This window comes from Alkalihalobacillus sp. CinArs1 (assembly GCF_947387515.1).
Lineage (GTDB): Bacteria > Bacillota > Bacilli > Bacillales > Guptibacillaceae > Guptibacillus.
Genome location: NZ_CANDOB010000001.1, coordinates 926243 through 951923, shown reverse-complemented (window position 1 = coordinate 951923; position 25681 = coordinate 926243). Strand labels below are relative to the sequence as shown.

The 25681-nt window shown below is 41.3% G+C and carries 27 protein-coding genes and 1 riboswitch; of the genes, 20 read left to right on the top strand and 7 right to left on the bottom strand.

Annotated features, from left to right (window positions below):
• Window positions 1–12: 12 nt before the first annotated feature.
• The 6 genes from PFZ69_RS04975 to PFZ69_RS04950 all read left to right on the top strand — a co-directional run bounded on the left by PFZ69_RS04975 (window position 13) and on the right by PFZ69_RS04950 (window position 8583).
• Window positions 13–954, top strand: a complete 942-nt coding sequence (locus PFZ69_RS04975; protein ID WP_270179907.1) for an iron-hydroxamate ABC transporter substrate-binding protein — start codon at window positions 13–15, stop codon at window positions 952–954.
• 15 nt (window positions 955–969) lie between these two features.
• Window positions 970–2013 carry a FecCD family ABC transporter permease gene (locus PFZ69_RS04970; RefSeq protein WP_270179906.1) on the top strand — a complete coding sequence of 348 codons (1044 nt, stop codon included), beginning with the start codon at window positions 970–972 and terminating at the stop codon, window positions 2011–2013.
• Window positions 2010–3014, top strand: a complete 1005-nt coding sequence (locus tag PFZ69_RS04965) for a FecCD family ABC transporter permease (protein WP_270179905.1) — start codon at window positions 2010–2012, stop codon at window positions 3012–3014. The genes PFZ69_RS04970 and PFZ69_RS04965 overlap by 4 nt, the downstream gene beginning before the upstream one ends.
• Before the next feature lie 339 nt (window positions 3015–3353).
• Complete coding sequence (locus PFZ69_RS04960; RefSeq protein ID WP_270179904.1) at window positions 3354–4031, top strand: response regulator transcription factor; 678 nt, start codon at window positions 3354–3356, stop codon at window positions 4029–4031.
• Complete coding sequence (locus tag PFZ69_RS04955; RefSeq protein ID WP_270179903.1) at window positions 4028–5386, top strand: sensor histidine kinase; 1359 nt, start codon at window positions 4028–4030, stop codon at window positions 5384–5386. Before PFZ69_RS04960 ends, PFZ69_RS04955 begins: the two co-directional genes overlap by 4 nt.
• Before the next feature lie 68 nt (window positions 5387–5454).
• Window positions 5455–8583, top strand: a complete 3129-nt coding sequence (locus tag PFZ69_RS04950; RefSeq protein ID WP_270179902.1) for an efflux RND transporter permease subunit — start codon at window positions 5455–5457, stop codon at window positions 8581–8583.
• Between the two features lie 38 nt (window positions 8584–8621).
• Here the strand turns inward: PFZ69_RS04950 and PFZ69_RS04945 are convergent, their stop codons facing one another.
• Complete coding sequence (locus PFZ69_RS04945) at window positions 8622–9668, bottom strand: NAD(P)/FAD-dependent oxidoreductase (protein WP_270179901.1); 1047 nt, start codon at window positions 9666–9668, stop codon at window positions 8622–8624.
• 100 nt (window positions 9669–9768) lie between these two features.
• On the opposite strand from PFZ69_RS04945, the gene PFZ69_RS04940 reads away from it, so the two are divergent.
• The 9 genes from PFZ69_RS04940 (at window position 9769) to PFZ69_RS04900 (ending at window position 18462) form a co-directional block, all read left to right on the top strand.
• On the top strand, window positions 9769–10119 hold the full coding sequence (locus tag PFZ69_RS04940) for a hypothetical protein (RefSeq protein WP_270179900.1): 351 nt from the start codon (window positions 9769–9771) through the stop codon (window positions 10117–10119).
• 188 nt (window positions 10120–10307) lie between these two features.
• Entirely contained in the window at window positions 10308–11159 is an 852-nt protein-coding gene (locus tag PFZ69_RS04935) for a DUF72 domain-containing protein (protein ID WP_270180620.1), read from the top strand.
• 15 nt (window positions 11160–11174) lie between these two features.
• The gene (locus PFZ69_RS04930) at window positions 11175–11996 is read left to right on the top strand and encodes a sulfite exporter TauE/SafE family protein (protein ID WP_270179899.1); all 822 of its coding nucleotides are present in this window, start codon (window positions 11175–11177) and stop codon (window positions 11994–11996) included.
• Window positions 11997–12011: 15 nt separating this feature from the next.
• A complete protein-coding gene (locus tag PFZ69_RS04925) occupies window positions 12012–13400 on the top strand; it encodes a bifunctional metallophosphatase/5'-nucleotidase (RefSeq protein WP_270179898.1) in 1389 nt (462 codons plus the stop codon).
• A gap of 74 nt (window positions 13401–13474) precedes the next feature.
• Entirely contained in the window at window positions 13475–13777 is a 303-nt protein-coding gene (locus tag PFZ69_RS04920) for a YunC family protein (protein ID WP_270179897.1), read from the top strand.
• Window positions 13778–13880: 103 nt separating this feature from the next.
• A complete protein-coding gene (gene yunB / locus PFZ69_RS04915; RefSeq protein ID WP_270179896.1) occupies window positions 13881–14651 on the top strand; it encodes a sporulation protein YunB in 771 nt (256 codons plus the stop codon).
• Window positions 14652–14727: 76 nt separating this feature from the next.
• Window positions 14728–14908: riboswitch (Lysine riboswitch) on the top strand.
• Window positions 14909–15024: 116 nt separating this feature from the next.
• A complete protein-coding gene (locus PFZ69_RS04910; RefSeq protein ID WP_270179895.1) occupies window positions 15025–16596 on the top strand; it encodes a Na+/H+ antiporter NhaC family protein in 1572 nt (523 codons plus the stop codon).
• A 233-nt stretch (window positions 16597–16829) separates the two neighbouring features.
• Window positions 16830–18356, top strand: coding sequence for a sodium-dependent transporter (locus PFZ69_RS04905; protein ID WP_270179894.1), 1527 nt, complete (start codon window positions 16830–16832; stop codon window positions 18354–18356).
• A gap of 1 nt (window position 18357) precedes the next feature.
• Window positions 18358–18462 (top strand): methionine/alanine import family NSS transporter small subunit, encoded by a 105-nt coding sequence (locus PFZ69_RS04900; RefSeq protein WP_270179893.1) that lies wholly within the window; start codon window positions 18358–18360, stop codon window positions 18460–18462.
• 30 nt (window positions 18463–18492) lie between these two features.
• On the opposite strand, the gene PFZ69_RS04895 is transcribed toward PFZ69_RS04900, so the two are convergent.
• The gene (locus PFZ69_RS04895; RefSeq protein ID WP_442865125.1) at window positions 18493–19485 is read right to left on the bottom strand and encodes a M23 family metallopeptidase; all 993 of its coding nucleotides are present in this window, start codon (window positions 19483–19485) and stop codon (window positions 18493–18495) included.
• 181 nt (window positions 19486–19666) lie between these two features.
• Between PFZ69_RS04895 and lipA the strand changes: the two genes are divergently transcribed.
• Window positions 19667–20554: a lipoyl synthase gene (gene lipA, locus PFZ69_RS04890; protein ID WP_270179891.1), complete on the top strand. Its 888-nt coding sequence runs from the start codon at window positions 19667–19669 to the stop codon at window positions 20552–20554.
• A gap of 33 nt (window positions 20555–20587) precedes the next feature.
• On the opposite strand, the gene PFZ69_RS04885 is transcribed toward lipA, so the two are convergent.
• Window positions 20588–21247 (bottom strand): YhcN/YlaJ family sporulation lipoprotein, encoded by a 660-nt coding sequence (locus PFZ69_RS04885; protein ID WP_270179890.1) that lies wholly within the window; start codon window positions 21245–21247, stop codon window positions 20588–20590.
• 124 nt (window positions 21248–21371) lie between these two features.
• On the opposite strand from PFZ69_RS04885, the gene PFZ69_RS04880 reads away from it, so the two are divergent.
• Entirely contained in the window at window positions 21372–21677 is a 306-nt protein-coding gene (locus PFZ69_RS04880; protein WP_270179889.1) for a YutD family protein, read from the top strand.
• A gap of 23 nt (window positions 21678–21700) precedes the next feature.
• On the opposite strand, the gene PFZ69_RS04875 is transcribed toward PFZ69_RS04880, so the two are convergent.
• Window positions 21701–21976 (bottom strand): hypothetical protein, encoded by a 276-nt coding sequence (locus PFZ69_RS04875; RefSeq protein ID WP_270179888.1) that lies wholly within the window; start codon window positions 21974–21976, stop codon window positions 21701–21703.
• A 49-nt stretch (window positions 21977–22025) separates the two neighbouring features.
• The gene (locus PFZ69_RS04870) at window positions 22026–22298 is read right to left on the bottom strand and encodes a DUF3055 domain-containing protein (RefSeq protein WP_270179887.1); all 273 of its coding nucleotides are present in this window, start codon (window positions 22296–22298) and stop codon (window positions 22026–22028) included.
• A gap of 142 nt (window positions 22299–22440) precedes the next feature.
• Here PFZ69_RS04870 and PFZ69_RS04865 point away from each other — a divergent pair, with 142 nt between their 5' ends.
• On the top strand, window positions 22441–22884 hold the full coding sequence (locus PFZ69_RS04865; RefSeq protein ID WP_270179886.1) for a DUF86 domain-containing protein: 444 nt from the start codon (window positions 22441–22443) through the stop codon (window positions 22882–22884).
• Between the two features lie 57 nt (window positions 22885–22941).
• Window positions 22942–23706, top strand: a complete 765-nt coding sequence (locus PFZ69_RS04860; RefSeq protein WP_270179885.1) for a TIGR01457 family HAD-type hydrolase — start codon at window positions 22942–22944, stop codon at window positions 23704–23706.
• A 35-nt stretch (window positions 23707–23741) separates the two neighbouring features.
• Here PFZ69_RS04860 and PFZ69_RS04855 read toward each other — a convergent pair whose 3' ends face one another.
• Entirely contained in the window at window positions 23742–24239 is a 498-nt protein-coding gene (locus PFZ69_RS04855) for a phosphatidylglycerophosphatase A family protein (protein WP_270179884.1), read from the bottom strand.
• A gap of 167 nt (window positions 24240–24406) precedes the next feature.
• On the opposite strand from PFZ69_RS04855, the gene yutH reads away from it, so the two are divergent.
• Window positions 24407–25408, top strand: coding sequence for a spore coat putative kinase YutH (gene yutH / locus PFZ69_RS04850; RefSeq protein WP_270179883.1), 1002 nt, complete (start codon window positions 24407–24409; stop codon window positions 25406–25408).
• Window positions 25409–25451: 43 nt separating this feature from the next.
• Here the strand turns inward: yutH and PFZ69_RS04845 are convergent, their stop codons facing one another.
• Entirely contained in the window at window positions 25452–25679 is a 228-nt protein-coding gene (locus PFZ69_RS04845) for a NifU family protein (RefSeq protein WP_270179882.1), read from the bottom strand.
• Window positions 25680–25681: the final 2 nt, after the last annotated feature.

Here is a 25681-nt window from a genome sequence, read left to right as displayed (position 1 = left end):
AGGAAGAACAACATGAAAAAAGGATTTAAACAACTTTTACTTAGTTTATCTTTATTAGCTTTAGTGTTTGCATTAGCAGCGTGTTCTGAGAACACATCAGGTGAAAGTTCTGCGGAAAAAGACGATAGTGATAAACAAGATACAAGGGTTTATGAAGGTGAAAATGGAGAGGTTGAAGTTCCTAAAGAACCAGAGCGTGTTGCAATGCTAGCGGCTACATATGCAGGAAACTTGTTGGAATTAGGCATTACACCGATCGCTGTAAATGAATATCCAAAATCTAATAAATTCTATGGAGATAAGCTTGATGACGTTGAAGTCGTTACTGCAGACTCATATGAAAAACTGTTAGAGCTTAATCCAGATCTAATCATTACGTATTCTGATGATAAAAACTTAAAGAAATATGAAGAAATCGCTCCTACAGTAACGATGTCATACGATAAGTATGATTACATGGAGCAGCATGTTGAAATCGGGAAAATCGTAGGAAAAGAAGATGAAGCAAAAGCATGGGTTGAAGAGTGGAAGGAAAAAGCTGCAGATGCTCGTGAAAAAGTAAAAGCTGCTATTGGAGAAGACAAGACGTTCATGGTTATGGAAGCATACGGCAAAGATATGTACGTTTATGGTGAAAACTGGGGACGTGGAACAGAGGTCATCTATCAAGCTCTTGAATTAAAAGCACCTAAGAAATTAGAAGAAGATGTCTTCGGTCCAGGTTGGAAAGCCATCTCTACAGAAGTGATTCCTACTTATGCTGGAGATTATATCTTTGTTGGAACTGGAGCAGGTAATCCAGACAACTCCTTTATGGAATCTGATGTTTGGAAAGAGCTTCCTGCTGTAAAAAATGGAAATGCAATTCAGTTTGACTCAGAATCGTTCTATTTTAACGACCCGATCTCTCTAGAGAAAGAATTGGAGTTTATCGTCGAAGAATTAACGAAATAACAAAGGATAATTTCAATGTTCAAAACGAAGACGAAGGTTATAAAAGATGTAAAAGTGTATTCGAGACCTGAGGTAGGCCTGACCATCTTGCTTTTGGGGTGCTTACTCCTCTTATTAAGTATTGGTCTTGCTATCTCAGTTGGAGCTGCAAAGATTGATTTTCGAACAGTTTGGGAAGCTATATTTAATTATGATTCTAGCAGAGAAACAGATCGCATTATCGTAAGTCTTCGGTTACCAAGAGAGCTTGGAGCTGCAGTTGTCGGCGCTGCCTTTGCTGTGAGTGGAGCAATCATGCAGGGAATGACTCGAAACCCTCTTGCAGATCCTGGTTTACTCGGTTTGAACGCTGGTGCAAGTTTAGCCCTCGCTTGTGTGTTTGCATTTAACCTAGGTTCGTCATACTTCACCGTTATGCTGCTATCGTTTGTTGGAGCGGGAGTTGGGGCGTTGTTAGTATTCGGTTTAGGTTCAATGACTAGGGGGGGGCTTTCTCCAATCCGTATTACGTTAGCAGGTGCAGCTGTGTCTGCACTGCTTTCTTCGTTAGGAGAAGGCGTTGCGATCTATTATAAACTTTCTCAAGATCTTGCTTTTTGGACAGCAGGTGGTGTCTCTGGAACCAATTGGACACAGTTGAAAATCATTGTTCCTGTTGCTCTAGTAGGAATCTTAATTTCTATTATGCTATCGAGGCAACTAACGATTCTTAGCTTTGGAGAGGACTTAGCTAAGAGTCTTGGACAACGAACCCTTCTAACGAAAACGATCTTGATGACAGTAGTATTGATCTTGGCAGGAGCGGCTGTGTCACTTGCAGGGGCGATTGCTTTTGTTGGTTTACTCGTGCCACATATCGTACGCTTTCTTGTAGGAACAGATTATCGTTGGATCATTCCTTGTTCAGCTGTTTTTGGCAGTGTACTTTTAGTCCTAGCAGACACATTTGCCAGAACGGTGAATGCTCCATATGAAACGCCCGTAGGAGCTGTTGTCGCTATGGTCGGCGTTCCTTTCTTCCTTTATCTCGCTAGAAAAGGAGGGAGGAAGCTATCATGAATGCACAACAGGTCAAACGGTTCAGAATTACTGTAATCACTGCAGCTATGTTGTTAGTCCTCGCGATTATCATAAGCATCGGAACAGGTTATGCTTCTTTAACTCCTGGCGAACTTTTTCGTACGATCATCGGGAAAGGGACTCAGCGGGAGAATTTAATTCTATTTCAATTTAGAATGCCAAGAATTTTCGTTGCGGTACTTGCTGGAATGGGACTTGCCGTCTCTGGTGCGATATTACAGAGTATTACGAAGAACCCACTCTCTGATCCTGGTATCCTAGGTATCAATGCCGGAGCAGGCTTAATGATCGTAGTCTACATCATGTTCTTTTCGGTAGAGTCTACAAGCTTTCTATACATCCTTCCTCTTTTTGCGTTAGCTGGTGGAATGGTGACTGCTGCTATCATCTATGTCATGTCATACATAAAAGGTGAAGGTGTTGAGCCCACGAGGTTAGTGTTGATCGGTGTAGGTTTAGCTGCTGCTTTGTATGGAGCTACGTTGGTGCTATCTACTCGGTTAGAGATGGAAGACCATGCGTTTATGGCCAATTGGATGGCGGGGCGTATTTGGGGAGATGATTGGATCTTCGTCCTTTCATTAGCACCTTGGATCCTGATTCTTTTCCCGATTGTTTTTATGAAAGCGAACGTGTTGAACACGTTAACACTTCATGAAAACGTATCGATCGGTGTGGGCGTAAACATTGGTAAAGAGAGGATCCTATTAATTATCATCGCTGTTGCGCTAGCATCTGCTTCAGTAGCAGTAAGCGGTGGTATCGCATTCGTAGGGTTGATGGCTCCGCATATTTCTAGGTCCCTCGTTGGACCACGCCACCAAGCGTTCGTTCCGGTCACTGCATTATTAGGAGGTATTTTGCTCCTGACTGCCGATACGATTGGGCGTGTGATCTTGGATCCTAGCGGCATTCCAGCTGGAATCATCGTTACCATTATCGGAGCTCCTTACTTTATGTATCTTTTAGCGAAAAAGTAGTAAGGCTACGAAAATAAAGCCACATCTTAATCCTTAGCTGGATCAAGGTGTGGCTTATTTTTATATAGTCCACTCTCATTATTTGAGATATATACTTGAGACCATGACGAATCTCATTTTATTCGTAGTAAAGAAACGATTGTAACAGGTTTGATGAAATAGTTGTTGCAGGATTCATTAAAAGGGCGTGTAAAGATACAAACAAGAGCTAAAATAGAGAGAGGACTAGTTTTCCTACTATCTTTTTCATTGCACATTATGTAATAATTTTTTATTTACTGTTCTCGTTTAGCCATAATACACTAGTAACATTTATTTTTTTTAAAAAGGAGGAAACTCATGATTCGCGTTTTAATAACAGATGATGATCCAAATATTCTACAGTTAGTATCTCTATATATGAATCATGAAGGGTATCATGTAGTGCAAGCTGCAGATGGCGAAGAAGCGTTGTCGATCCTAGCATCTCAGTCCATTGACCTCGCAATCATTGATATCATGATGCCAGGGTTAGATGGCTATAGCTTATGTGAAGAGATTCGACGCTACTACGAAATTCCAGTATTGATGCTGACTGCGAAAGGTGAAACACACGACAAAGTAAAAGGCTTTCAAGTGGGGACAGACGACTACGTCGTCAAGCCGTTTGAACCAACAGAGCTAGTGATGCGTGTTAAGGCTTTACTCCGGAGGTATCAGGTCCAGGCTTCTAAATCACTCCAAGTTGGCAATATCAGAATGGAGACAGAAAAAAAGGAAGTGAAGGTGAACGAGGAGCTTGTTCAATTGCCACTGAAAGAATTTGAACTACTATATATGTTAGCTAGCTATCCTGAACGAATTTTCACCCGACAGCAGCTGATCGAAAAGATTTGGGGATTCGATTATGAAGGGGACGACCGCACCGTCGATGTTCATGTGAAACGGATAAGAGACAAGCTTAAACAAAGGGATGCAACAGTATCGATTAAAACCATTCGAGGACTAGGGTATCGGATAGAGGGGATCGAAGCGTGAAGAGCTTATATGTTCAAATCGTTGCCACCTTCCTCATTGCTATCTTTTTTAGTCTTTTCGTTACCTTTTTGATTTCAGGTCGTTTGTATGAACATCAGATTTCAGATCGTGTTGAACAACGGATGCAAAGTGTTGGAAGAGATTTTATAGAAATTTATCAATCAAATCCAGATCTCGATATTTCTACATACTTGGATGCGATATCTTCTATTAGCTTTGATATCGTATTGTTCAGCGAGAAATTAGACACGGCAGTTTATGAGAGTCGACCGATTCGAAATCTTTCTCAAGAAGCAATTAGTGAGGTATTGAATGGGGAGCCGTACAAGACACAAGAACAACTCCGTCGAACTATCGTTGGAATACCTTTTGTGGTAGAAGGTCAATCCTACGCTATATTCATCACTCCAAACTTCCAATTTATCTTTAATGATTTTAGAAAAGTGATGTTAACGCTATTTTCCTCCATTCTCTTATTGGGCAGTGCTATTTTTATCATCACAACAAAATACACAATTCGCCCTATAAAAGAGATGACCACATTAACGAAGAAGGTAGCACGGGGAAATTTTAATGTATCAATCGAGAGTAAGCGAAAAGATGAGCTTGGAGAATTAACCCATCATTTTAACCACATGGTGAAAGGGTTAAATGAGCTTGAGGACATGAGGCAGCAGTTTGTATCTAATGTTTCTCACGAGATTCAGTCGCCACTAACGTCTATTCAAGGATTTGCTAGAGCGTTAAAGGATGATGTTGTTAAGGACGAAAAAGAAGGTAAGGAATATTTATCGATCATTGAACATGAGAGTATGCGATTATCTTCATTGAGTCAGAACTTATTAAAACTTGCTACGCTAGACTCCGAACATCCACCGTTCGAATCGTCAGCGTACTATTTGGATGAACAGTTGCGGAGAGTGGTTGCTTCCTTAGAGCCCCAATGGTCTGAAAAACATCAAACGATTCAGCTAGATACGGTCGATTACAAAATCCAAGCTGATGAGGACCAACTAAAGCAAGTGTGGATCAATTTAATTACGAATGCTATTCGATATACTCCTGAAGAAAAGAAGATCACTGTAGCAATGCAAGAAAGGGAGGATGCAATCGTAGTTTCTATTTCTGACGAAGGTGTCGGTATTTCACCAGAAGAGCAAGTGAGGGTGTTTGAACGCTTTTATAAAGTAGACAAATCTAGAACAAGAAACCAGGGAGGTAACGGCTTAGGGCTCTCGATCGCGCGCAAGATTATTCATCTTCATCAAGGTTCTGTGGAAATAGAGAGTGACATAGGAATCGGCACGACGTTCCTCGTTACGCTTCCGCAAATAAAAAAAACTCATAAATCTTAATTTGTTCATATTCAGTTCATAATAAGTGGGTATGCTGACTCTAGGTATTTGAAAGGAGAGAACCCACTATGAGTTGGATTACAAAGCTAAGTTTAAAAAATACAGTAGCTATTATTATTTTAACGTTACTTGTTGTCGTCAGCGGAGTGCTGGCAGCTGATAAAATTAAAGTTGAAACATTCCCAGACGTATCTTTCCCTGTGTTAACTGTTCAATCCCCATATCCGAATGCTTCTACAGAGGAAGTAGAGGAAAAGGTTACGACTCCACTTGAGGATGCACTGCTTAATATGGAAGGGTATGACTCAATATCTAGTACAACGAGAGAAAACATGTCTATGATTACCATCATGTATCCTTTTGGTCAGGACATTGAGGAAGCTCAATCCGATGTTGAAAACGTAGTGAACGGTGTATCGCTGCCTGATGATGTGGAAGCTGATGTCACGGCTATATCGATCAACTCTACCCCAGTGTATCAAGCAGCACTTTCATCTACGGAAATAGAAAAGCTACAAAATGATATCGAATCGAACATCGTTCCTACGATTGAGAATATGGAAGGTGTATCAGGTGTTCAAATTACAGGGGGGCAAGAGACGAGTTTACAAATAGTCGTCAACGAAGAAAAAGCATCTCAATATGGGTTATCGCTATCTAACATTAAAGATGCCATTCAACAATCACAGTATAAATTGCCAACTGGTTCATTGAATGAAGAAGGAAACTCCATTCCTGTAGAGATTAAGGGTGACTTGCAAGATGTTGAAGACTTAAAAGAGGTTGAGATTCCCTTATCCCAAAATCAGGCGATTCAGCAGCAATCTCCCGGCGAGGAACGTAATGGCCAAGGATCCCCCAGTCAGCAAGCGGCACAGCCTTCTCAGCCCTCTGGGTCTGGTAAACAGAGTGTCGTATTGTCGGATATAGCTGAGGTGAAAGAAGCGACGGAACGACCTGAAATATCTCGTTTTAATGGAGAGGATTCCATTTTAATCGAAATTACGAAAGGTCAAGAAGCAAACACAGCTGATGTAGCTAAATCTGTCAAAACGTATTTAAATGAACGTGTAGATGAGCAAGGTTATGAGCTATACACTGTGTTGGACCAAGGGAAAGAAGTAGAAAAATCAATCTCGGCACTATTAAAAGAAGGCGGATTTGGCGCATTGTTTACAGTTGTCGTGATTTTGGTGTTCTTACGAAATATCCGTGCAACTTTCATTGCCATTCTTTCCTTACCTATTTCCATTCTAGGAACAATTGCACTACTCAATCAGTTTGATTACACGCTAAATATCATGACATTGGGTGGAATGGCTGTTGCGGTCGGTAGGATTGTAGATGACTCAATCGTTGTTATCGAAAATATATATCGGTGGAAGCAGAACTATCCTGATATGAAGCAGCGGGAACTCGTGTTTCGTGCAACAAAAGAAGTGATGGGTGCGATCGCCTCTTCTACGATTGCTACGGTGATTGTATTTATGCCTCTTGCTTTTGTAAGTGGCATCTTAGGAGAGTTCTTCCGACCATTTAGTTTAGCTGTTGTGTTTTCTGTTCTCATTTCACTCCTTGTAGCAGTGATGCTCATTCCAGTACTTGGAAAGAGCTTCTTTAAGAAAGTCGATAAAAAGCCTAATCATTCTAAAGGGTCCTCTTGGTACGAACGGTTCCTACATGGGGCTTTGAAGCGAAAATGGATTGTATTTACTCTATCAATCTTTTTGTTGGTTGGCTCATTCTCGCTTATCCCAGCACTAGGGGTATCATTTCTACCAACAGAAGGGAACGAATCGTTTGAAGTGGAAGTGACCTTACCGAAAGAGGTGACATTAAAAGATACAAATGAGCTTGCTCAACAAATTGAACGTGTCCTAAGTGATGAAGACGCGATCGATTACAATCAGGTTTCGATTGGCTTTACGAGTCAGCAGCAAATGCCAGGATCCAGTGCAAACACAATGGAAAACGTTGCCCGATTTTTCGTGCAGTTAAATGAAGATGAACCGATCGATAAGTGGATGACAAAATATGAACAGGAAATTCAGACTATCGCTCAAGATGAGTATGAGTCAGCAACTGTCAAGGCAACAGAAATCCAACAGGAAGGACCGCCATCTGGAAATAGTATAGATGTAAACCTCTACAGTGATGATCTGGATCAATTAGATCAAGCATCGAATCAAATTGAAACGTTATTAATGCAAGATGATAGGCTGAAAAATGTTCAAAACGGGATGGAGGATTCGCAAACAAAATATCGGATCCGTCTCAGCGAAGAAGGAGAGGAACTAAAGCTTAGTCCATACCAGCTCATACAACCTATCCAGGAACGTTTGCATACGGTTGATGGTGGAACGCTAACGCTTAACGACCAAAGCTGGGAAACTGAGCTTGTTTTCGACGATATGTTGTCTTCTAAAGAAGAATTAGAAGCGTTCTCTGTAAAGACAATTGAAGGTGAAAAAGAGTTGAGTGAAGTGGCGACGATTGAAGAGATTAACGTTCCATCGTCTATTGAGCACCAAGATGGAGATACAGCAAATACGATTTCTGCTACGATCAAAGGGGATGATACTGCGGCTACCTCAAGAGATATTGAAGAACGTATTCAGGATCTTTCTCTCCCAGATGATGTCGAAGTAGACCTTTCTGGTGGTATGGACATGATTACTGAAGGGTTTTCAGATCTTGGTTTAGCAATGGCCGCAGCTGTCGGCTTAGTGTTTCTTGTACTGAGTATCACATTCGGTGGCATCATCACCCCGATTGTTATTCTATCGTCTCTTATCTTTGTTCCGATCGGAGCATTGGCTGGACTCCTCATCGGTGGTCAGACCCTGTCGATGAGTGCGATGATCGGAATGCTCATGTTGATTGGGATTGTCGTAACGAATGCTGTCGTTCTTCTTGACCGTGTGGAAAGTAATCGACGAGAAGGGATGGACTTAACCGAGTCCATTGTTGAAGCTTCAGCAACAAGATTACGTCCAATTCTAATGACGGCACTTGCGACCATCTTTGCATTAATCCCACTAGCCCTTTCTAATTCTGCTTCTGGTTTGATTTCAAAAGGATTAGCTATCACGGTAATCGGAGGGTTAACAACATCTACCCTGCTAACTCTCGTGTTTGTTCCTGTCTTTTATCAAGCTATTGGGAAGTATAGAAAAATAGGAGTCGTTGATAAGTAAAGAGTAAGAAGGACCGCCATGTAGAGCGGTCCTTTTTCTTATATCATTCGTTTGATCAGCTCACGATTTCGCTCCTTAAACACTGAGTTGTGTGAAGAAACCATGCCAACCGCTTGTGCTTCCGGCTGAATATGCAGCTTTGCCTTGTTTATAGCATTTGCTGCATCTTGGAATGCACCGGCAATAAGGTTTAATTTTCCATCGTGTTTTAAGATATCTCCTGCTGCATAGAGTCCTGGAATAGATGACTCACTCGTTGAATTTCCTTCAATAAAAAACTGATCGACTAGTTCAATATTCAAATCACTATTACCAATTAACGAAGAATCCCTTTCATACCCATGATTAATAACCACTTCATCGATCGGGAGGTAGGAAATCTCACCTGTAACATGGTTGGTTAATTCGATCTGTTCAATCGTTTCATGGTTACAGCAAGCGATCAGTTTAGAGATCGAAGTGTTAAAGATACAGTCTACACAGCTTTCTTTAAGTTTTGAGACTTGTGCTTCATGGCCAGTAAGAGCATCTTTTCTATATGTAAGGTATATTTTCTTTGCGACAGGTATTAATTCGTTCGCCCAATCGATCGCTGCGTTACCACCGCCTGAAATGACAACCGTTTTATCTTTAAAATGTTTCAAAGACTTGATCGTATAATTCAAGTTAGAAACTTCAAACCTTTCTGCGCCTTGAATCTCAAGTTTTTGTGGTTTTAGGATTCCACTCCCAACAGCGACGATAACGGTTTTTGAGTAGTGCTCCTCACCTTCAGCACTCTTTAAAGTGAAAATTCCTTCTTCATCTCTTGTGATACTTTCAACTTTTGTATTTAAAACTACTTCTGGGTCGAATGTTAATCCCTGCTCAACTAAGGATTCGATGAGATCTGCACCAGATAATGGCTTGTGTCCTCCTACATCCCAAATCATTTTTTCAGGATAAACATGGATCTTGCCGCCTAATTTAGGCTGGAATTCTATAATTTTGACTTTTAGTTCTCTTAAGCCACCATAAAATGCAGAATAAAGCCCAGCAGGACCTCCACCAATTATCGTTACATCGAATACATCTCTATTAAACATTTACAGTCCTCCCCAGAAAGTAAACAGTAGTGATTATCATTATCAATTAAAATATATAATAGATTCTTGTGATTTACAATACATTGGGGGGAATGAAAGTGTGTTAATGGATTATATCTTATATGCAATTGTTGAAGGTGAACACAAAAAGTGTGTTCAAACGAAAGGGTTCCAGCGCTTGTCGGGTCTAAACGCCCATCTCCGCTTTTCTGATCTAGCTGCGGTTGGCAGACCCTCGAGTCGCTTCACCCTTTCGCCTGAACACAAAGAACGTGTTCAAACGAAAGGATTCCAGCGCTTGTCGGGTCTAAACGCCCACCTCCGCTTTTCTGGTCTAGCTGCGACTCGCAGAAACTACGATATTTCACTCTTTCAACAGAACACAAAAAGCGTGTTCTATTTCAAGAGTTCCAATATCTCCGTTTCTAAACGCTCGCCTCCGCCTTTCTGATCCAGCTGCAGGGGGCAGGTCCTCGGGTCACTTCACCATTTCGATTGAACACAAAAAGCGTGTTCATTCGAAATGGTTCCAGTGCCTGTCGGACCTAAACGCCCACCTCCGCTTTTCGGGGTTTTTCCCTTGCTATTTCTCCTTTAAAGTCAGAAAATAGAGGCAGAGAAATAGAAGGGAAGGATTTGATGATATACATAGGTGTTACTGGTTGGGGGGATCATGATGATTTGTATCCTCCGGGTGTAAAGAGTAATGAAAAGCTATCGATTTATAGTTCTCATTTTCCGGTTGTAGAAGTTGATTCTTCTTTTTATGCAGTGCAACCTATAAGAAATTATGAGAAATGGGCGAGTGAGACGCCTGAGGGGTTTCAGTTTGTTGTGAAAGCTTATCAGGGAATGACAGGACACGAGCGGGGGGAGATTCCTTTTGAGACGAGAGATGCTATGTTCAAGGCTTTCAAGGAGTCAATCGTGCCTTTACAACGTTCTGGAAAACTTGCGATGGTTCTTTTTCAGTTTCCACCATGGTTTGATGTGAACAAAGATAACGTGAATCTTTTGCGAGATTGTAAAGAAAGAATGGGAGATATCCCTTGTGCGGTAGAGTTTAGACATCAATCCTGGTATCATGAGGCATTTCGGGAGAAAACACTTTCTTTTCTTGAGGAACAAGGATACATACATTCAATCTGTGATGAGCCTCAAGCTGGAGAAGGTTCGATCCCAATCGTCATGGAGACGATTTCGAATGATGATGTACTTGTACGACTTCATGGAAGAAATGTTAATGGGTGGCGGAACCCTGGGAACAATCAAAAGTGGCGAGAAGTTCGCTATCTGTATGAGTATGACAATAATGAGCTCAAGGAATGGAAAGAAAGAATTGAGCAGTTACGAAAAGAATGTAAGAATGTGTATATACTATTCAATAATAATTCTGGTGGTCATGCGTCGGGGAATGCGAAAGAAATGATTCGAATGCTTGATATCGAGTATACGAACCTTAACCCAAGACAACTTGATCTTTTCGACTAATAAGGAGTTCTTTTCATGTTAACTTGGGTCTTATTATTCTTTATCGGATTAGCTGCAGGTACGATTGGAAGTTTGGTTGGTCTTGGTGGAGGGATCATCATCGTTCCTGGGCTTTTGATCATAGATCAGTATACGAATTGGCTACCTGAGTTATCTCCACAGCTTATCGTAGGTAGCTCGATCGTCGTATTGGTAGCTATTGGATTATCGTCAACATTGTCCTATATGAAGAAAAAGACAGTCGATTATAAAAGCGGTGGGTTGTTCTTTCTTGGAAGCGGTCCTGGTGCAATTGCAGGAGCTTGGTTAAACAAATTTATCGCCGTCGATCAATTTTCTGTATATTTCGGGGTATTTATGGTGCTTGTTTCCATATTATTAATGGTAAGGGGACGTTTGCGACCATTGAAGTTAGATGGACGTTTTTCGCGATCGATTACTGATTTGGATGGGAACGCTAGTGAATATCGGTTTTCAGTGATAGCTGCCTTAGTTGTTTCGTTTATCGTTGGGATTCTATCAGGGCTTTTTGGTATCGGCGGTGGGTCGTTGATGGTTCCTGCCATGATTTTATTATTCGGATTTCCAACCTCTATTGCAGTTGCAACATCGATGTTTATGATATTTCTGTCGAGTATAATCGGTACGATGACGCATTTAGCCCTTGGGAATATCGCAGGATTTTTATTGATTGGATTAGTTCCAGGCGCATGGATTGGGGCAAAATGTGGCTCTTTCATTAATCAGAAACTGTCAGATAATACGATTGTCGTTATTTTAAGGTGGATGTTAATTCTCGTCGGGATACGATTGGTCTGGCAGGGAATGACGGGTTAAGAAAGGAAGAGTGTCTTGACTTCAAAAAAGGTACATTTATATTATACGAACGATCTTCATAGTCACTTTGAAAATTGGCCTAAGGTGGCTGGCTATATAAAAGATAGAAAAAGAATTCATGATTATCATCATGATCACTACTTATTGTTAGATCTTGGTGATCACGCGGATAAAGTTCACCCGATTACCGAGGGGACCTCAGGTAAGGGAAATGTACATTTATTAAATGAACTGAAATATGATTATGCGACGATCGGAAATAACGAGGGAATCACATTTTCAAAGCAAGAATTGGAAGAGCTATACACTGATGCCAATTTTCAAGTCATCGTGTCGAACTTGTTTCACTCTGATGGAGCAAGACCTGCCTGGGCAGTTCCGTACGCGATCGATGAGAAAGATGGCGTTAAGGTCGGACTAATCGGGATAACGATTCCATATGAACAATTCTATAGTCTCCTCGGCTGGTCGATACAATCACCATGGGAAATGCTGCAAAAGGTGGTTGATGAAGTACGTTCGAAAGCTGATGTAGTCGTGTTGATGTCACATATGGGACTTGGGAACGACGAGCAGATTGCAACGGATATTGAAGGAATCGATGTGATCATCGGCTCTCATACCCATCACGTTCTTAAGCATGGAATGAATGTAAATGGAACGTTGATTACTCAAGCAGGTAAGAATGGAAATTATGTAGGAGAAGTCGTCCTAAACTATGATACCGAACAGTGCAAATTAGTTGAGGCAGAAGCTTATGCGATTTCTGTGCGTGATCATAAAGAAGATCAAGCGACAAAGGAACAGCTAGATCGATTAGGAGCGAATGCACAAAACTTATTAGACGAGGTCGTGTGTCGCCTTGAACAACCTCTAGAAGCAGAGTGGTTCAGGCGCTCTGTCCTTCCTGACGAGCTCTCTGCTGCTCTTAGAGAATGGTGCAATGCTGATATTGGAATGATCAATTCGGGTATGCTGCTTGATGGATTAAGTGAAGGGAAGGTGTCGAGAGAAGACCTTCATCGTATATGTCCACATCCCGTCAATCCATGTAAAGTTATTCTAAAAGGAAGTGAATTACGTGAGATCGTCGCATATGCAATGTCTGACGAACTCGTGCATTTAACGTTTAAAGGATTAGGTTTCAGAGGAGAAGTCATGGGTATCATGGCTTTTGATGGACTCGAAGTGAAAACAGTCGTAATGGATGATGGTCTTCATCACGTAACAGAAATTCTCCATAACGGTCATCAGCTGTCTCCAGAAAAAGAATATTCAGTGGCCACGGCGGATATGTTCACCTTCGGAAAATTTTATCCGCAGATGAAGCACGCTAGGAAGAAGTACTACTTACCAGAAATGCTTCGTGATCTTCTTGCATTTAGACTTGAGAACAGATATTAATCTTTGATTGTCAAACATGCCTCCGCGCTCATATAAATAGAATGACAACTTGTGAGTCAGGAGGCGGAGGATACGTGATCAATGTTACACCTATCATGATCGATGGTCATCCATTTACAGCGATTAGCATGAAACTACCTAAGACCAATTTTCTTGCTGTTACAAATGAAAATGGCTACATCATGTGTGGAGCGCTGGATATTGCGTTACTTAATGAAAAGTTAAGTGATCGCAAAATCATTGCAGGCAGAGCTGTTGGTGTAAGGTCTATCGAACAGCTGCTAGAAGCACCACTTGAATCTGTAACGCTTGAAGCAGAGGCAAGGGGCATCAAAGTAGGAACCATCGGAAGAGATGCGATGCTCAAAATGTTATAAGAAAAACCACAGCTTGCGGGCTGTGGTTTTTCTTTAGGGAAAATATGTCCATACTTCTTTCCTTCTTCGCATATACATGTTGAGGAGAAGGGAGGATATTGGCTTGTTCCGAACTCGAAGAAGGTTCATTCGAAAAGGTCCGCTTCCATTTCGATATGTGTTTGTTATCTCGTTCATTCTATTTATTTTTATGACAGTTCAAGGACTATGGATCGTTGAAAAAGGTATTAAGCCTACTCTTATCGAAATAGCTAGAACAGAAACGAACCGAATCGCAACACTCGCGATCAACCAGGCCATCAACAAAAAAATCGTTGAAGAAGCAGATAGCACAGAAGAGCTGATCAAAAAAGAAACGGTTAACCAAGTAGATATTGTCCAAATTAACCAAAGCGCTGTAAATAAAGTACTTGCTCAATCGACAGATAAAGTGCAAAAGTTCTTAAAGAGCGTTGAAGATAACTCGATCGATTATTGGGCAGAGGAAAATGGGGTCGAGCTTCAAGTTGATGAAGATGTACCATTAAGTAAAGGAATCATCCATAACATTCCGATTGGGCAAGCGTTTAACAATACGTTACTCGCGAACTTTGGACCAAAAGTTCCTGTGAGATTTACAGCGATTGGAGAAGTAAAGTCTGATATCAAACATAACATTCAGCAAGTAGGGATCAACAACACTTGGGTTGATATTCGCGTCCATATCGAAGTGCATGTGAAAATCGTTATTCCATTTGCTACAGATTCAGATGTCGTCACAACGGATATCCCTGTTATTGCAACGTTTATAAAGGGAGATGTGCCGAACTTCTACAATAATGGATCTGGTACAGGATTGCCTGATCCGGCTATCGATATTGGAGGAATGGAATAAATTGTGTTTGCATAGCACTTAGAACTAAGCTATAATAACGAATTGTATTAAACTAAATAATGTTCCTTATCTTATACGATGAGGTAGAGGAGCAGATACTCATAAGTACGTGTTGGGAGAATGACATCTATGATCAGCATCGAAAGGGAGATCTGCCGAAGCAGAAATAATCGTCACATTATTTTTGTTGGGGCGACATTGAATAAATGTCGAACTGTCATTATGAGGCTTACTTATAATGGAGAACTACTGATCGGGATGGACACTTGACATTGTAACCGCAAAACGGGCAATGATAGGACCATATCCTTTCATTGGCCGTTTTTTTGTTTATCCAAAAGTAGTGAACCATAACTTGAAAAGGATGGTGAATATGGAAAATACGATTTATTCGATTATTCCGCCGCTCATCGCATTATTGATGGTAGTGGCAACCAGGAAGGTATTGCCTTCACTAGGGGTGGGAATTATCCTTGGTGCGTTGATGATCAACGACTGGAGTATTGGTGGTTCTATTAAAGAAATCTATACGATTGTGAAGGGCATTTTTATTTCTGACGGTGGGTTAAATACCTGGAACATGTATATTATTTTCTTCTTACTTCTATTAGGCATGATGACTGCATTTATTTCAATTTCAGGTGGTAGCCGAGCGTTCGGTGAGTGGGCCATGAAACGAGTGAAAACGCGAACTGGTGCTCAGATCGTTACTGCAGTCTTTGGAGTTATTATTTTTATCGATGATTACTTCAATTCTCTAGCGGTTGGGAATGTTAGTCGTCCTATTACAGACAGGCACAAAGTTTCGAGAGCCAAGCTTTCTTACATCATCGATTCAACTGCTGCCCCGATGTGTATCATTTCCCCTATTTCTAGCTGGGGAGCTTATATTATTGCAATTATAGGTGGTATTCTTACTACACATAGCATCGTTGGTGTTGGTGCTTTAGAAGCTTTCATAAAAATGATTCCTATGAATTTATATGCGATCTTCGCACTTGGAATGGTTTTCTTCGTAAGCTATTTCGATATTAACCTTAAGGCGATGAGAGTTCATGAAAACCGTGCACAAAAAACAGGAGAAGTACTCGACCCTTCAAAAGGTGCTGTACCAGGGGAGACAACTGGCTTACCTGAAAGTGATAAGGGGAAAGTAGCAGATCTTGCTTGGCCAATCATTATGCTGATCGCAGGTACGGTCATCTTTATGATCATCACAGGTATTCAGGCAGTGAGTGGAACGGATGCTGCCGTAACGCCGTTAACGATTTTTGAAAATACGGATGTTGCAGCTTCGTTATTATATGGTGGTTTGATCGGTTTAGGTACGTCTCTTGTGTTCTTCTTCTTTAAGAACATGGGAGGAGCAGCGTTTGGAAAAGGTGTCGTTGAAGGAATCAAATCGATGCTTCCTGCAGTTTACATCCTTCTCTTTGCATGGACGTTGATCGAGATTATCGGAACACTTGGAACAGGTAAATATCTAGCTGGTCTAGTTGATCAGCATATAGCCATCGGTTTTCTTCCAGCAATCTTGTTCTTATTAGCAGGCGTAATGGCATTTGCTACTGGAACATCATGGGGAACATTCGGTATTATGCTTCCGATCGCTGGAGAAATCGCTGCTGCGACAGACCCAACCTATATGCTACCTGTACTAGCCGCTGTACTAGCGGGAGCGGTGTTTGGAGATCACTGCTCGCCGATTTCTGATACAACGATCCTTTCTTCTACAGGCGCGGGAAGCCATCATATCGACCATGTGTTGACCCAGCTTCCTTATGCTCTGACTGTAGCTGGAATTGCGCTCGTAGGCTATCTTGTACTTGGGTTTACAGGAAGCTCGATTGCTGGGCTGCTTGCAACAGCAGTAGTTTTTGCGGTTGTTGTCTATATACTAAAAACAAAATACGAAAATCGTACGGTTGAAGCCGTTAACGAATAATCGAACAGGGGGGACCATCCTCCTGTTTTTTTTATGTCATCCTACAAAAAAGGGGTGTTTTTGGCTAATTTTCGAAGTGATTTTACAAATTATCTGAAAGATTGCTTTGACATGGCCAATAGTACTAGATATACTATAAACAAAATAATCAGAATTTAATTAAAAATCTAAACCTTTTTTCTGGAAGGAGGAGAACAAGGAGAAGGGTTACAACGTCTAAGGGGGTAATACTAGTGGAAAAAAGAGCTCAGTGGGGAACGAGAGCTGGCTTTATCTTAGCAGCTGTTGGTTCTGCAATCGGACTAGGTAACATTTGGAGGTTTCCAGCCGTTGCATATGACAACGGTGGAGGGGCATTTTTTATACCATATTTATTTGCACTAATAACTGCGGGTATTCCGATTCTTATTTTGGAGTTTACGATTGGCCATAAGTTCAGAGGTTCAGCTCCGCTTTCGTTCTTCAGAATGAATAAAAAGACCGAATGGCTCGGTTGGTGGGGCGTTATTGTTGCGTTTGTTATTTCTACGTATTATGCGGTCATTATAGGTTGGGCAATTTCTTATAGCTATTTTGCATTCAATTTGAGCTGGGGTTCAGACACAGAAGGCTTCCTATTCAATGACTATCTGCAGCTGACTGTTAATCCTGGTGAAACAGGTAGCCTTGTGCCAGGAGTATTCATTCCGCTTGTGGCAGTTTGGATTATTACGCTAGGCGTTCTTCTTGCAGGGGTTAAGAAAGGGATCGAACGTGCGAACAAAATCTTTATCCCTACGTTGATCGTGCTTTTCTTAATCATCGTAATTAGAGCTGTGACGCTTCCTGGGGCAGCTGAAGGTTTAAGTGCATTCTTTACACCGAATTTTGACTCCATTACGTCCGGTAGTGTTTGGGTAGCAGCGTATGGACAGATCTTCTTCAGTTTATCGATTGCTTTTGCTATTATGATTACGTATTCAAGCTATCTTCCGAAGAAATCTGATATTACGAACAATGCGTTTATTACAGGGTTTGGTAACTCTTCATTCGAGCTTTTAGCAGGTATCGGAGTTTTCTCTGCATTAGGATTTATGGCTACTCAACAAGGTCTAGGTGTCGATGAAGTTGTAAGCGGTGGAGTCGGACTAGCGTTCGTCGTATTCCCTCAAATTATCAATGAGTTCCCTGCACTAAATGGTATGTTTGGATTCCTTTTCTTTGCATCACTCGTACTTGCTGGATTATCTTCACTAATCTCAATTTCAGAAACGTACGTTGCTGGTATCTCTGAAAAGTTTGGCATTTCTCGTACGAAAGCTGTATTGATCGGTGGAGGTGTCGCATCACTCATCTCGATCTTGTTCGCGACACAAGGTGGATTGTTCTTCCTAGATGCAGCGGATTACTTCATCAATCAGTTCGGTATTGCATTTGTAGGACTTGTAGAAGTCGTCGTAGTAGCATGGTTCCTGCGTCAGCTTCCTGGTCTTGAAAATCATGCCAATGGCATTTCTGACATTCCGCTAAACTATTGGTGGAAAGCATGTCTTGGGGTCATCACTCCAATCGTGCTCGGCTACATGATGTTCGATCTATTTAAAACGAACCTTCTTAAAGAATTTGAAACTGAAACAGGAAACTATGGAGGATACACAGATGGCTTCATCCTATATAGTGGCTGGTTCGTAGCTGGATTTGCTCTTCTTGTTGGTATCCTATTCAGCGTAAAGAAATGGGACGCTAAAGTAGAACAGGAAAAGTATAAGGAGGTAAGTTAATATGGGTGGTAGCGCAATTTTCATGATGATTGTTGGGATTGTCATTATATGGGGAGGCCTTGTAGCAAGCATCTTAAATGCTGTTCGAGTCTCAAAAAACCAATAGATCAAAAAAGGAAGAACTAACGTTGTGGCGTTAGTTCTTCTTTTTGTATGATCGCTCTTGTCTTTCCCACAACCGTAATGATGGATAAGGGTCGTAGGACCATTCGGTTCTACCATTATCTTTATAGATGCCATAGTGAAGGTGAGGAGGGAACTTACCAGCAGTGCCTTTTGGTCCATAACCAGAACTACCTACATAACCGATTATTTCCCCTGGCTGTACGACACTTCCTTTGTCGATCCCTTTTTCAAAGCCATTCAAATGCGCATAGTAGTGGTAATTTCCGTTTATGTCTCGAATTCCGATTCTCCAACCTCCATAGCGGTTCCAACCTTTTGTTTCAACTGTTCCATAGCTTGTTGCTTTAACAGGAACACCGTACGAAGCAAAGATATCGGTTCCTTCATGAATGCGAAGTCCTCCCCAGCCTCGACGATCACCCCACGTACTGCGATAGCTGTAATTCGCAGTTAACGGTACTGGAAAGGCATGTTTCTCGAGCTTCAACGTATTGAACGTTTTATAAACTAAGCTGTTGCTTGTGATTGTTCTAACGGCTTGATCTCGCTGATAGTAGTCCCACAAACCAATACGAATATCTTCCATATCCGTCCCATACTGTTGTAGAAACGAGCCTATCGTAAAGAGCAAGTCTTCATCATCTGTTCGTGTTGCTTTGCCATCTTCATTTCCATCTAAACCGATCCCTCCAAAGAAAGAGATCGCTTCTGGGGATGAGTCATCTTTATTTGGGTTAGTAGCTCCAGCCCATTTCTCTGGTGAAATGTTGATGGCGATCGACCCGGTTTCTCTAGGAATATCATTTCGAGATCTTCTTATGCTTCTTTCGTATTGATCTATTCCAGCAAAGACGTACCATGGAAGTTGCGTAACAGTTTCCATTTTATTAAACAGCATCATTCGTGTCTTTCTTAACTCGTCTTCATTTTGCTCATTAGCAGAGAGATTCGCAGGGAATAGGAAAAAAAGTATAAGGATAAGAAAGCTGTATTTTCTCACGATTCTTCTCCTTTCATTATGTTGTCGTTATGTATAGTGTGGTTTTACAGTGGTAAATCATTATGTCTAAATAATGGAAGAGAAGGCTGGGACATTCGTCATTAGATTCAGACTTTTCCTAGAAAAATTCACCATACGTATGTTATTCTTTAATACAGAAAAGCAGTTTTAGGGGGACACAATTATGACGAAAAAAGAAGAACATCTACGGAAACCGGAATGGCTAAAAATAAAATTAAATACGAATGAAAACTACAAGGGTCTTAAGAAGATGATGCGTGAGAAGAACTTACATACCGTCTGTGAAGAAGCGCGTTGTCCTAACATCCATGAGTGCTGGGCTGAGAGAAAAACAGCAACATTTATGATTCTTGGAGATGTGTGTACGCGAGCTTGCCGTTTCTGTGCGGTTAAGACAGGATTACCAACTGAGCTTGATTGGGCAGAACCAGAGCGAGTGGCGGATTCCGTGCAGATGATGGGTCTTAAACACGTCGTTATCACAGCAGTTGCGAGAGATGATTTAAAAGATGGTGGGGCTGCTGTTTTCGCAGAAACCGTACTTGCCATCAGAAGAAAGAACCCTTTCTGTTCAATCGAAGTGCTTCCATCCGATATGGGCGGTCAATTTGAAGCTCTGAAAACATTGATGGATGCAAAACCTGATATTATGAACCATAATATTGAAACGGTTGAAAGACTGACTCCAAGAGTCCGTGCTAGAGCAAAATACCGCCGTACACTTGAGTTTTTACAACGTGCGAAAGAAATGAATCCAAACATTCCAACGAAATCAAGCATCATGCTAGGTCTTGGAGAAACGAAGGAAGAAATTATTCAAACGCTTGATGATCTTCGTGCTCATGACGTTGATATCGTGACATTAGGGCAGTACTTACAACCTTCAAAGAAGCACCTGAAAGTAATGAAGTACTGGACCCCTCAGGAATTCTTGGAATTGAAAGACATCGCTCTTGAAAAAGGATTCAAACACTGTGAATCAGGTCCGATGGTACGTTCTTCTTACCATGCTGATGAACAGGTTAATGCTGCAAAAGAAGCTACAAAATAATTAAGAAATCGGCCCTGAATGAGGGCCGATCTTTTATTCACTCTTCATTTCTTTTCCACTCATGTCGTTCAATTCGTCGTTCGATTCACCGACCATCTCACCGTTTTCGTTCTCTCCATCATTTACTTTTTTCCCTTGTGGCGCTTTTTTCATCTGAGCGATCGTCTGATCGATGCTCTTGTCCATTTGACCATTTGCAGCCGATCCGTTTTGATAGCGTTCGATCTCTGGGATGATTCCTTCCATATCAGAAACGTACACATGGTAATACCTAGGGATTACGGAAAGAGCTGTTTTCTTAACTTGGTCAGCAGTAGCGTCACGATTTTTAGTTGTCGTTTTATACCCGATCAGAACTTCTTCATCGGTTACAAGAACAGCAGTGTCATGTACGTAAGGCAGCTCGACCGCCATAGAACTGATCATCTCAGCCAAACGATCGCGATCAAGGTAAACAACATTTGATGGTTTTTTTGCTGAGTTCATGTTGTTTGTGTTTCTAGAATGACGCACATAACCAAATGAGCCTTTTCTTGCTTTTTCCTGTGTATTCGCATGGTTCATTCCGTATTCATCAGGGTCGGTTTTAACCGGTGATAAGTCCGCATGGTCGAACGGGTCTGTTGCCTGCTCCCCTTGGCAAGCAGCTAGGCCAAACAAAAGCGGAACGATAAGCAGGGTTTGCTTTTTCAAAAGATTCACCTCCATACTGTTATCATCACCGATTGTAAGATCTTTTTTCCTAGCAATACTTGGACATTTGGAATAAAAAAGGTATGATTATCTTAACGAGCCATATCAAAGTGAGGGAAGTAACATGATAAAAGTTAATCAACACTCCTATGAGTTGGTAAAAGAAGAACGGGAGGGCTGGAACGAGGAAGCGTTTCAAAATCGTTACAGCGAAATCCTCGATAAATATGATTACATCGTTGGTGACTGGGGATATGGTCAATTAAGGTTGAAGGGATTTTTTGAAGATCGCAACCAGAAAGCCACATTCGATACAAAGTTCAGCACGGTTCTTGACTATCTATATGAATATTGCAATTTTGGCTGCCCTTATTTTGTATTAAAGAAGCAGAAGAAAGAGAAAACCAAAAAGCAATATCAAGAAGCATAACCCTCCAGAGGTGGAGGGTTTTATTATGCTTTATAAGGTTTTTCAGATTCACGATCCGGATCATCGTGCGGAGGATGTGATGCAGGATCTTGACGAGGAAGCCCTTGGTGAAGGTTCTTGTTTTCGTAGTTAAACGCACTGTATGAGCGTTGCCCTTCTTTCCAGGGAGTCGTTTTACCAAGCTTTTTATTCACCGGAGACCCATAAGGACCTTCAGGCGTATCCTCTGGAAGGACATAGTTTCTACCTTTTTCAACATTTGCAAAATCTGTATACGTTTCATCATCATCGTAAAACATGAAAAAACACCACCTTCATCAGGTAGTGTATTCATAATGAAATTATTTATTAAACGAGTGCGCCACGAAGAAATTCGCGAAGTTCTTCTGCATCTTCTTCATTAAGCGTATAGGCATGTTCTAAGTATCCTGGTTCATCGAGATCATCTTGTCCAACGATCGCAAATTTTCCACCTTGAATATCTAATACGAGGGACTTTCCATAAAATCGATCTGATTTCACGATACACAAGTCAAACCGATGATTATGTCCCATAAAACAAATGAACCTTGATTCCGTGCTTTCCTTTTCATCATAAATGAACTGATCATCTTCTAACATATTCTACACCCTCTCTTAACTTTATCAGTTTTTATCCTTATCATACCAGACTCTGAGGCATTCTCAAATTCCCGATTAACTGATATCTCATTCGAGATTATGATAAACTATATTCAGTTCTCGTCGAAGGTAGGGGATATGAATGTATTTTGTAGATCGTAAGAAAATCGAAGAACAGCTTATCTTTCTTGAAAATAACCTAACGCTTCTAAAGGAAAATTCTTTCCAAACCCCTCTAGAAAAAGTAGCGTTAGAAAGACTTCACCATGTATTTATCGAAAGCATCATCGATGTTGGAAATACGATTATCGATGGGTTCATCATGAGGGATCCAGGAAGCTATGAGGATATCATTGAAATTCTTACTGATGAAAAAGTGATTCCAGCTACGAGCAGTGATGCGTTAAAGCAAGTCGTTGCAAAGAGAAAGTCGCTTATGCAGGAATTCACCAATATAGACCATGACGCTCTCTTTACGAACTTAACGAACAACTTACGTGTGCTAGAATTATTTCCAGAACAAGTGAGAAGATATTTGAATGAAGAACTTGGTGCTGTTTCAGCTTTTATGCCTGAAGATTCATAAAAAATGCTAACCGCTTTCATTGTGAAAGCGGTTTTTAGATAAGTGGAGGTAGACATTATGAAAAAGTATAAAGGATATTTGATTGATTTGGACGGTACGATGTATCGTGGCACTGAAAAGATACAAGAAGCTGTAGATTTTGTGAAAAGGCTAGAAGTAGCAGGAATTCCATACTTGTTTGTGACGAACAATTCTTCAAAACGAAAAGAACAAGTAGCAGAGAAGCTTGTAAACTTTGGCGTCCCTTGTACAAAAGAGCATGTATTTACCACGAGCATGGCGACGGCAAGCTATATTTCTAATGAAAAGAAAGGTGCTTCCGTGTATGTGATTGGCGAAGAGGGAATTCGTGATGCCTTAACGGATGAAGGCCTAACTCTACAGGACGAGAACCCAGATTATGTAGTGGTCGGAATCGACAGGGAGATTACATATGAAAAATTAGCGAAGGCATGTATCGCAGTTCGTAACGGTGCAACATTTATCTCGACGAACGGTGATATCGCAATACCGACAGAAAGAGGATTGCTTCCAGGCAATGGCTCCTTAACAGCAGTTATTACTGTGTCTACAGAAGTAGAGCCAATTTTTATCGGTAAGCCGGAACCAGTGATTATGGAGCAAGCGCTCAAACAGCTTGGAACGGACAAAGATGAAACGCTAATGGTTGGGGATAACTATAGAACAGATATTATGGCAGGTATTCAGGCAGGGATGGATACATTACTTGTCCACACGGGTGTTACAACGAAACAGCATTTAGAAAGTGTAGAAAAAGCACCGATTTATACCGCAAACTCACTAGAAGAGTGGGAAGTATAGCTGAAAATGCCCCAGGCGATCGCCTAGGGCATTGTTTAGTTAGACTCTGTTGAACGATGGGCAAGACGGCTTGAAGCGGCAGCGGCAATTGCACCTACGATATCATCGAGGTACGTGTGACAACTTCCTGATGACTTATCGTTTAATTTCTCGAGAATTCCGGGCTTTAATTTATCGATATATCCATAGTTGGTAAAACCGATCGATCCGTATACGTTTACGATCGATAGCGCAATAATCTCGTCGACTCCGTACAATCCTTCGTCTTTCATCAATATATCTTGAAGAGGCTGATCGAGCATATTCTTTTCAGCGAGCTCATCGAGCTGGATGCCCGTAAGGACTGCGTTTTGTACTTCTCTCTTCGATAGTACGCGATCAACGTTTGTTCTACATTCATCCATCTTTAGGTTAGGGTGATATTTTACTTGCAGGTAATACACTAGTTCTGCGATATCCTCTAATTCTACTCCTCGTTCTTTTAACTTCGATCGAGCAGCTTTCTCTACAGCATCTACAGGTTTTTCGCCCATTCTTGTCCCACCTAACTTTATAGTAAATTGGTATTGTTGTTTGGTTAGTTTTATTAGTATATGGTTAGAAGTTGTGAAATATGACAATTGTTAGCACCCATAATTCATACACAAATTGGGCGGTCGGGCATATCTTACATATATATGACGCAACGTGGAGGGCGAAGATGCTAGAGCGAGAGCTATTTCACCAGTACGGAATCGTGGTCAATCATGTATATCGAGTGAACGGTGGATACGTACTGCAGACCACAGAATTGGGTGAATGTATCCTAAAACGTGCAGAAACAGAAAGAGAAGAGGATTTCCCCTGGTACGTCCTTATCTCACAATATTTTAATCAGCAAAATGAGCCAACACTACTACCTATCTCTACAAAAAGGGGGAGGTACATCGAGACGATTGGGAACGAAGCAGTTACGCTCTATCAGCTGCCGTGGAAAACACGCACGATCAGAGAATCCGATGGTCATCGTTTAGCACTCCTTCATCGAAAAGGTGGGAATTTACTAAATAACTATAGTGAGCTTCCAGAAGTTCAACCATGGCAGCTTAGGTGGCAACGACGAATCGATCAGTTAGAGGCTTATCGATTTACGTTGATGAAGCAAGAGCAACCGTTAGGGGAGTTTGACACGTTGTTCATCGAGACGTTTCCTTATTATCTGGGGCTTGCTGAAAATGCGATACAGTATCTTGTCGACGCGACAATCGATGCTGGCGTGAATCCATTCGATGTAAGAACATTGGTTTTCAGACGATTTAATGCTCAAAACATCGGAGGTACTGACTTTCTATTGCCATCAGAATTCATACTCGATCATCCTGCGAGAGATCTTGCTGAATGGACACGATATAAGCTGTTTGATGAGAGAGCGGGATATGATGAAGTGAGATCATTTATTTTGGAGTATCATCAAAGAAGATCGATGAGTGCGATGGAATGGAACTTGTTGTATGCGCGTTTGTTATTTCCGATCACGTATGTAGAGGCGATCGAACGTTATTATAGTGAAGAAAACCTTAAAGAAAAACAAGAGATTACCCACATGCTACAAAACTATGTAGACCGTGAAGGAGAGCGAGAGTATTTGTTCAAAGGGGTATTCAGTGAGCTGATCGGTGAGCGGGGCAATACGATGAGACAAATCGAATGGTTGATGTTATGAAAAATTCCCTCCAAATGTTGGAGGGAATGAATTTTGTCGGTTATTAAAATACCTGTTCAAGTTCAGTCACGCCTGGGACTTCTTCAAGAAGTGCGCGCTCGATTCCTGCTTTTAGAGTGATTGTGGAACTAGGGCAGCTGCCGCACGCTCCCATCAAACGTACCTTTACCACGCCTTCTTCGATGTCTACCAGTTCTACGTCTCCACCATCACGTAGGAGGAATGGACGCAATTTGTTAAGTACATCCTGGACCTGTTCGTGCATATTCATCG

Bases quoted from the DNA above. Each gene is read 5' to 3' on its own strand.
- PFZ69_RS04975 (WP_270179907.1), top strand. From the start codon at position 13: ATGAAAAAAGGATTTAAACAACTTTTACTTAGTTTATCTTTATTAGCT.
- PFZ69_RS04970 (WP_270179906.1), top strand. From the start codon at position 970: ATGTTCAAAACGAAGACGAAGGTTATAAAAGATGTAAAAGTGTATTCG.
- PFZ69_RS04965 (WP_270179905.1), top strand. From the start codon at position 2,010: ATGAATGCACAACAGGTCAAACGGTTCAGAATTACTGTAATCACTGCA.
- PFZ69_RS04960 (WP_270179904.1), top strand. From the start codon at position 3,354: ATGATTCGCGTTTTAATAACAGATGATGATCCAAATATTCTACAGTTA.
- PFZ69_RS04950 (WP_270179902.1), top strand. From the start codon at position 5,455: ATGAGTTGGATTACAAAGCTAAGTTTAAAAAATACAGTAGCTATTATT.
- PFZ69_RS04945 (WP_270179901.1), bottom strand. From the start codon at position 9,668: ATGTTTAATAGAGATGTATTCGATGTAACGATAATTGGTGGAGGTCCT.
- PFZ69_RS04935 (WP_270180620.1), top strand. From the start codon at position 10,308: ATGATATACATAGGTGTTACTGGTTGGGGGGATCATGATGATTTGTAT.
- PFZ69_RS04930 (WP_270179899.1), top strand. From the start codon at position 11,175: ATGTTAACTTGGGTCTTATTATTCTTTATCGGATTAGCTGCAGGTACG.
- PFZ69_RS04910 (WP_270179895.1), top strand. From the start codon at position 15,025: ATGGAAAATACGATTTATTCGATTATTCCGCCGCTCATCGCATTATTG.
- PFZ69_RS04900 (WP_270179893.1), top strand. From the start codon at position 18,358: ATGGGTGGTAGCGCAATTTTCATGATGATTGTTGGGATTGTCATTATA.
- lipA (WP_270179891.1), top strand. From the start codon at position 19,667: ATGACGAAAAAAGAAGAACATCTACGGAAACCGGAATGGCTAAAAATA.
- PFZ69_RS04880 (WP_270179889.1), top strand. From the start codon at position 21,372: ATGATAAAAGTTAATCAACACTCCTATGAGTTGGTAAAAGAAGAACGG.
- PFZ69_RS04875 (WP_270179888.1), bottom strand. From the start codon at position 21,976: ATGTTTTACGATGATGATGAAACGTATACAGATTTTGCAAATGTTGAA.
- PFZ69_RS04870 (WP_270179887.1), bottom strand. From the start codon at position 22,298: ATGTTAGAAGATGATCAGTTCATTTATGATGAAAAGGAAAGCACGGAA.
- PFZ69_RS04865 (WP_270179886.1), top strand. From the start codon at position 22,441: ATGTATTTTGTAGATCGTAAGAAAATCGAAGAACAGCTTATCTTTCTT.
- PFZ69_RS04860 (WP_270179885.1), top strand. From the start codon at position 22,942: ATGAAAAAGTATAAAGGATATTTGATTGATTTGGACGGTACGATGTAT.
- PFZ69_RS04855 (WP_270179884.1), bottom strand. From the start codon at position 24,239: ATGGGCGAAAAACCTGTAGATGCTGTAGAGAAAGCTGCTCGATCGAAG.
- yutH (WP_270179883.1), top strand. From the start codon at position 24,407: ATGCTAGAGCGAGAGCTATTTCACCAGTACGGAATCGTGGTCAATCAT.
- PFZ69_RS04845 (WP_270179882.1), bottom strand. From the start codon at position 25,679: ATGAATATGCACGAACAGGTCCAGGATGTACTTAACAAATTGCGTCCA.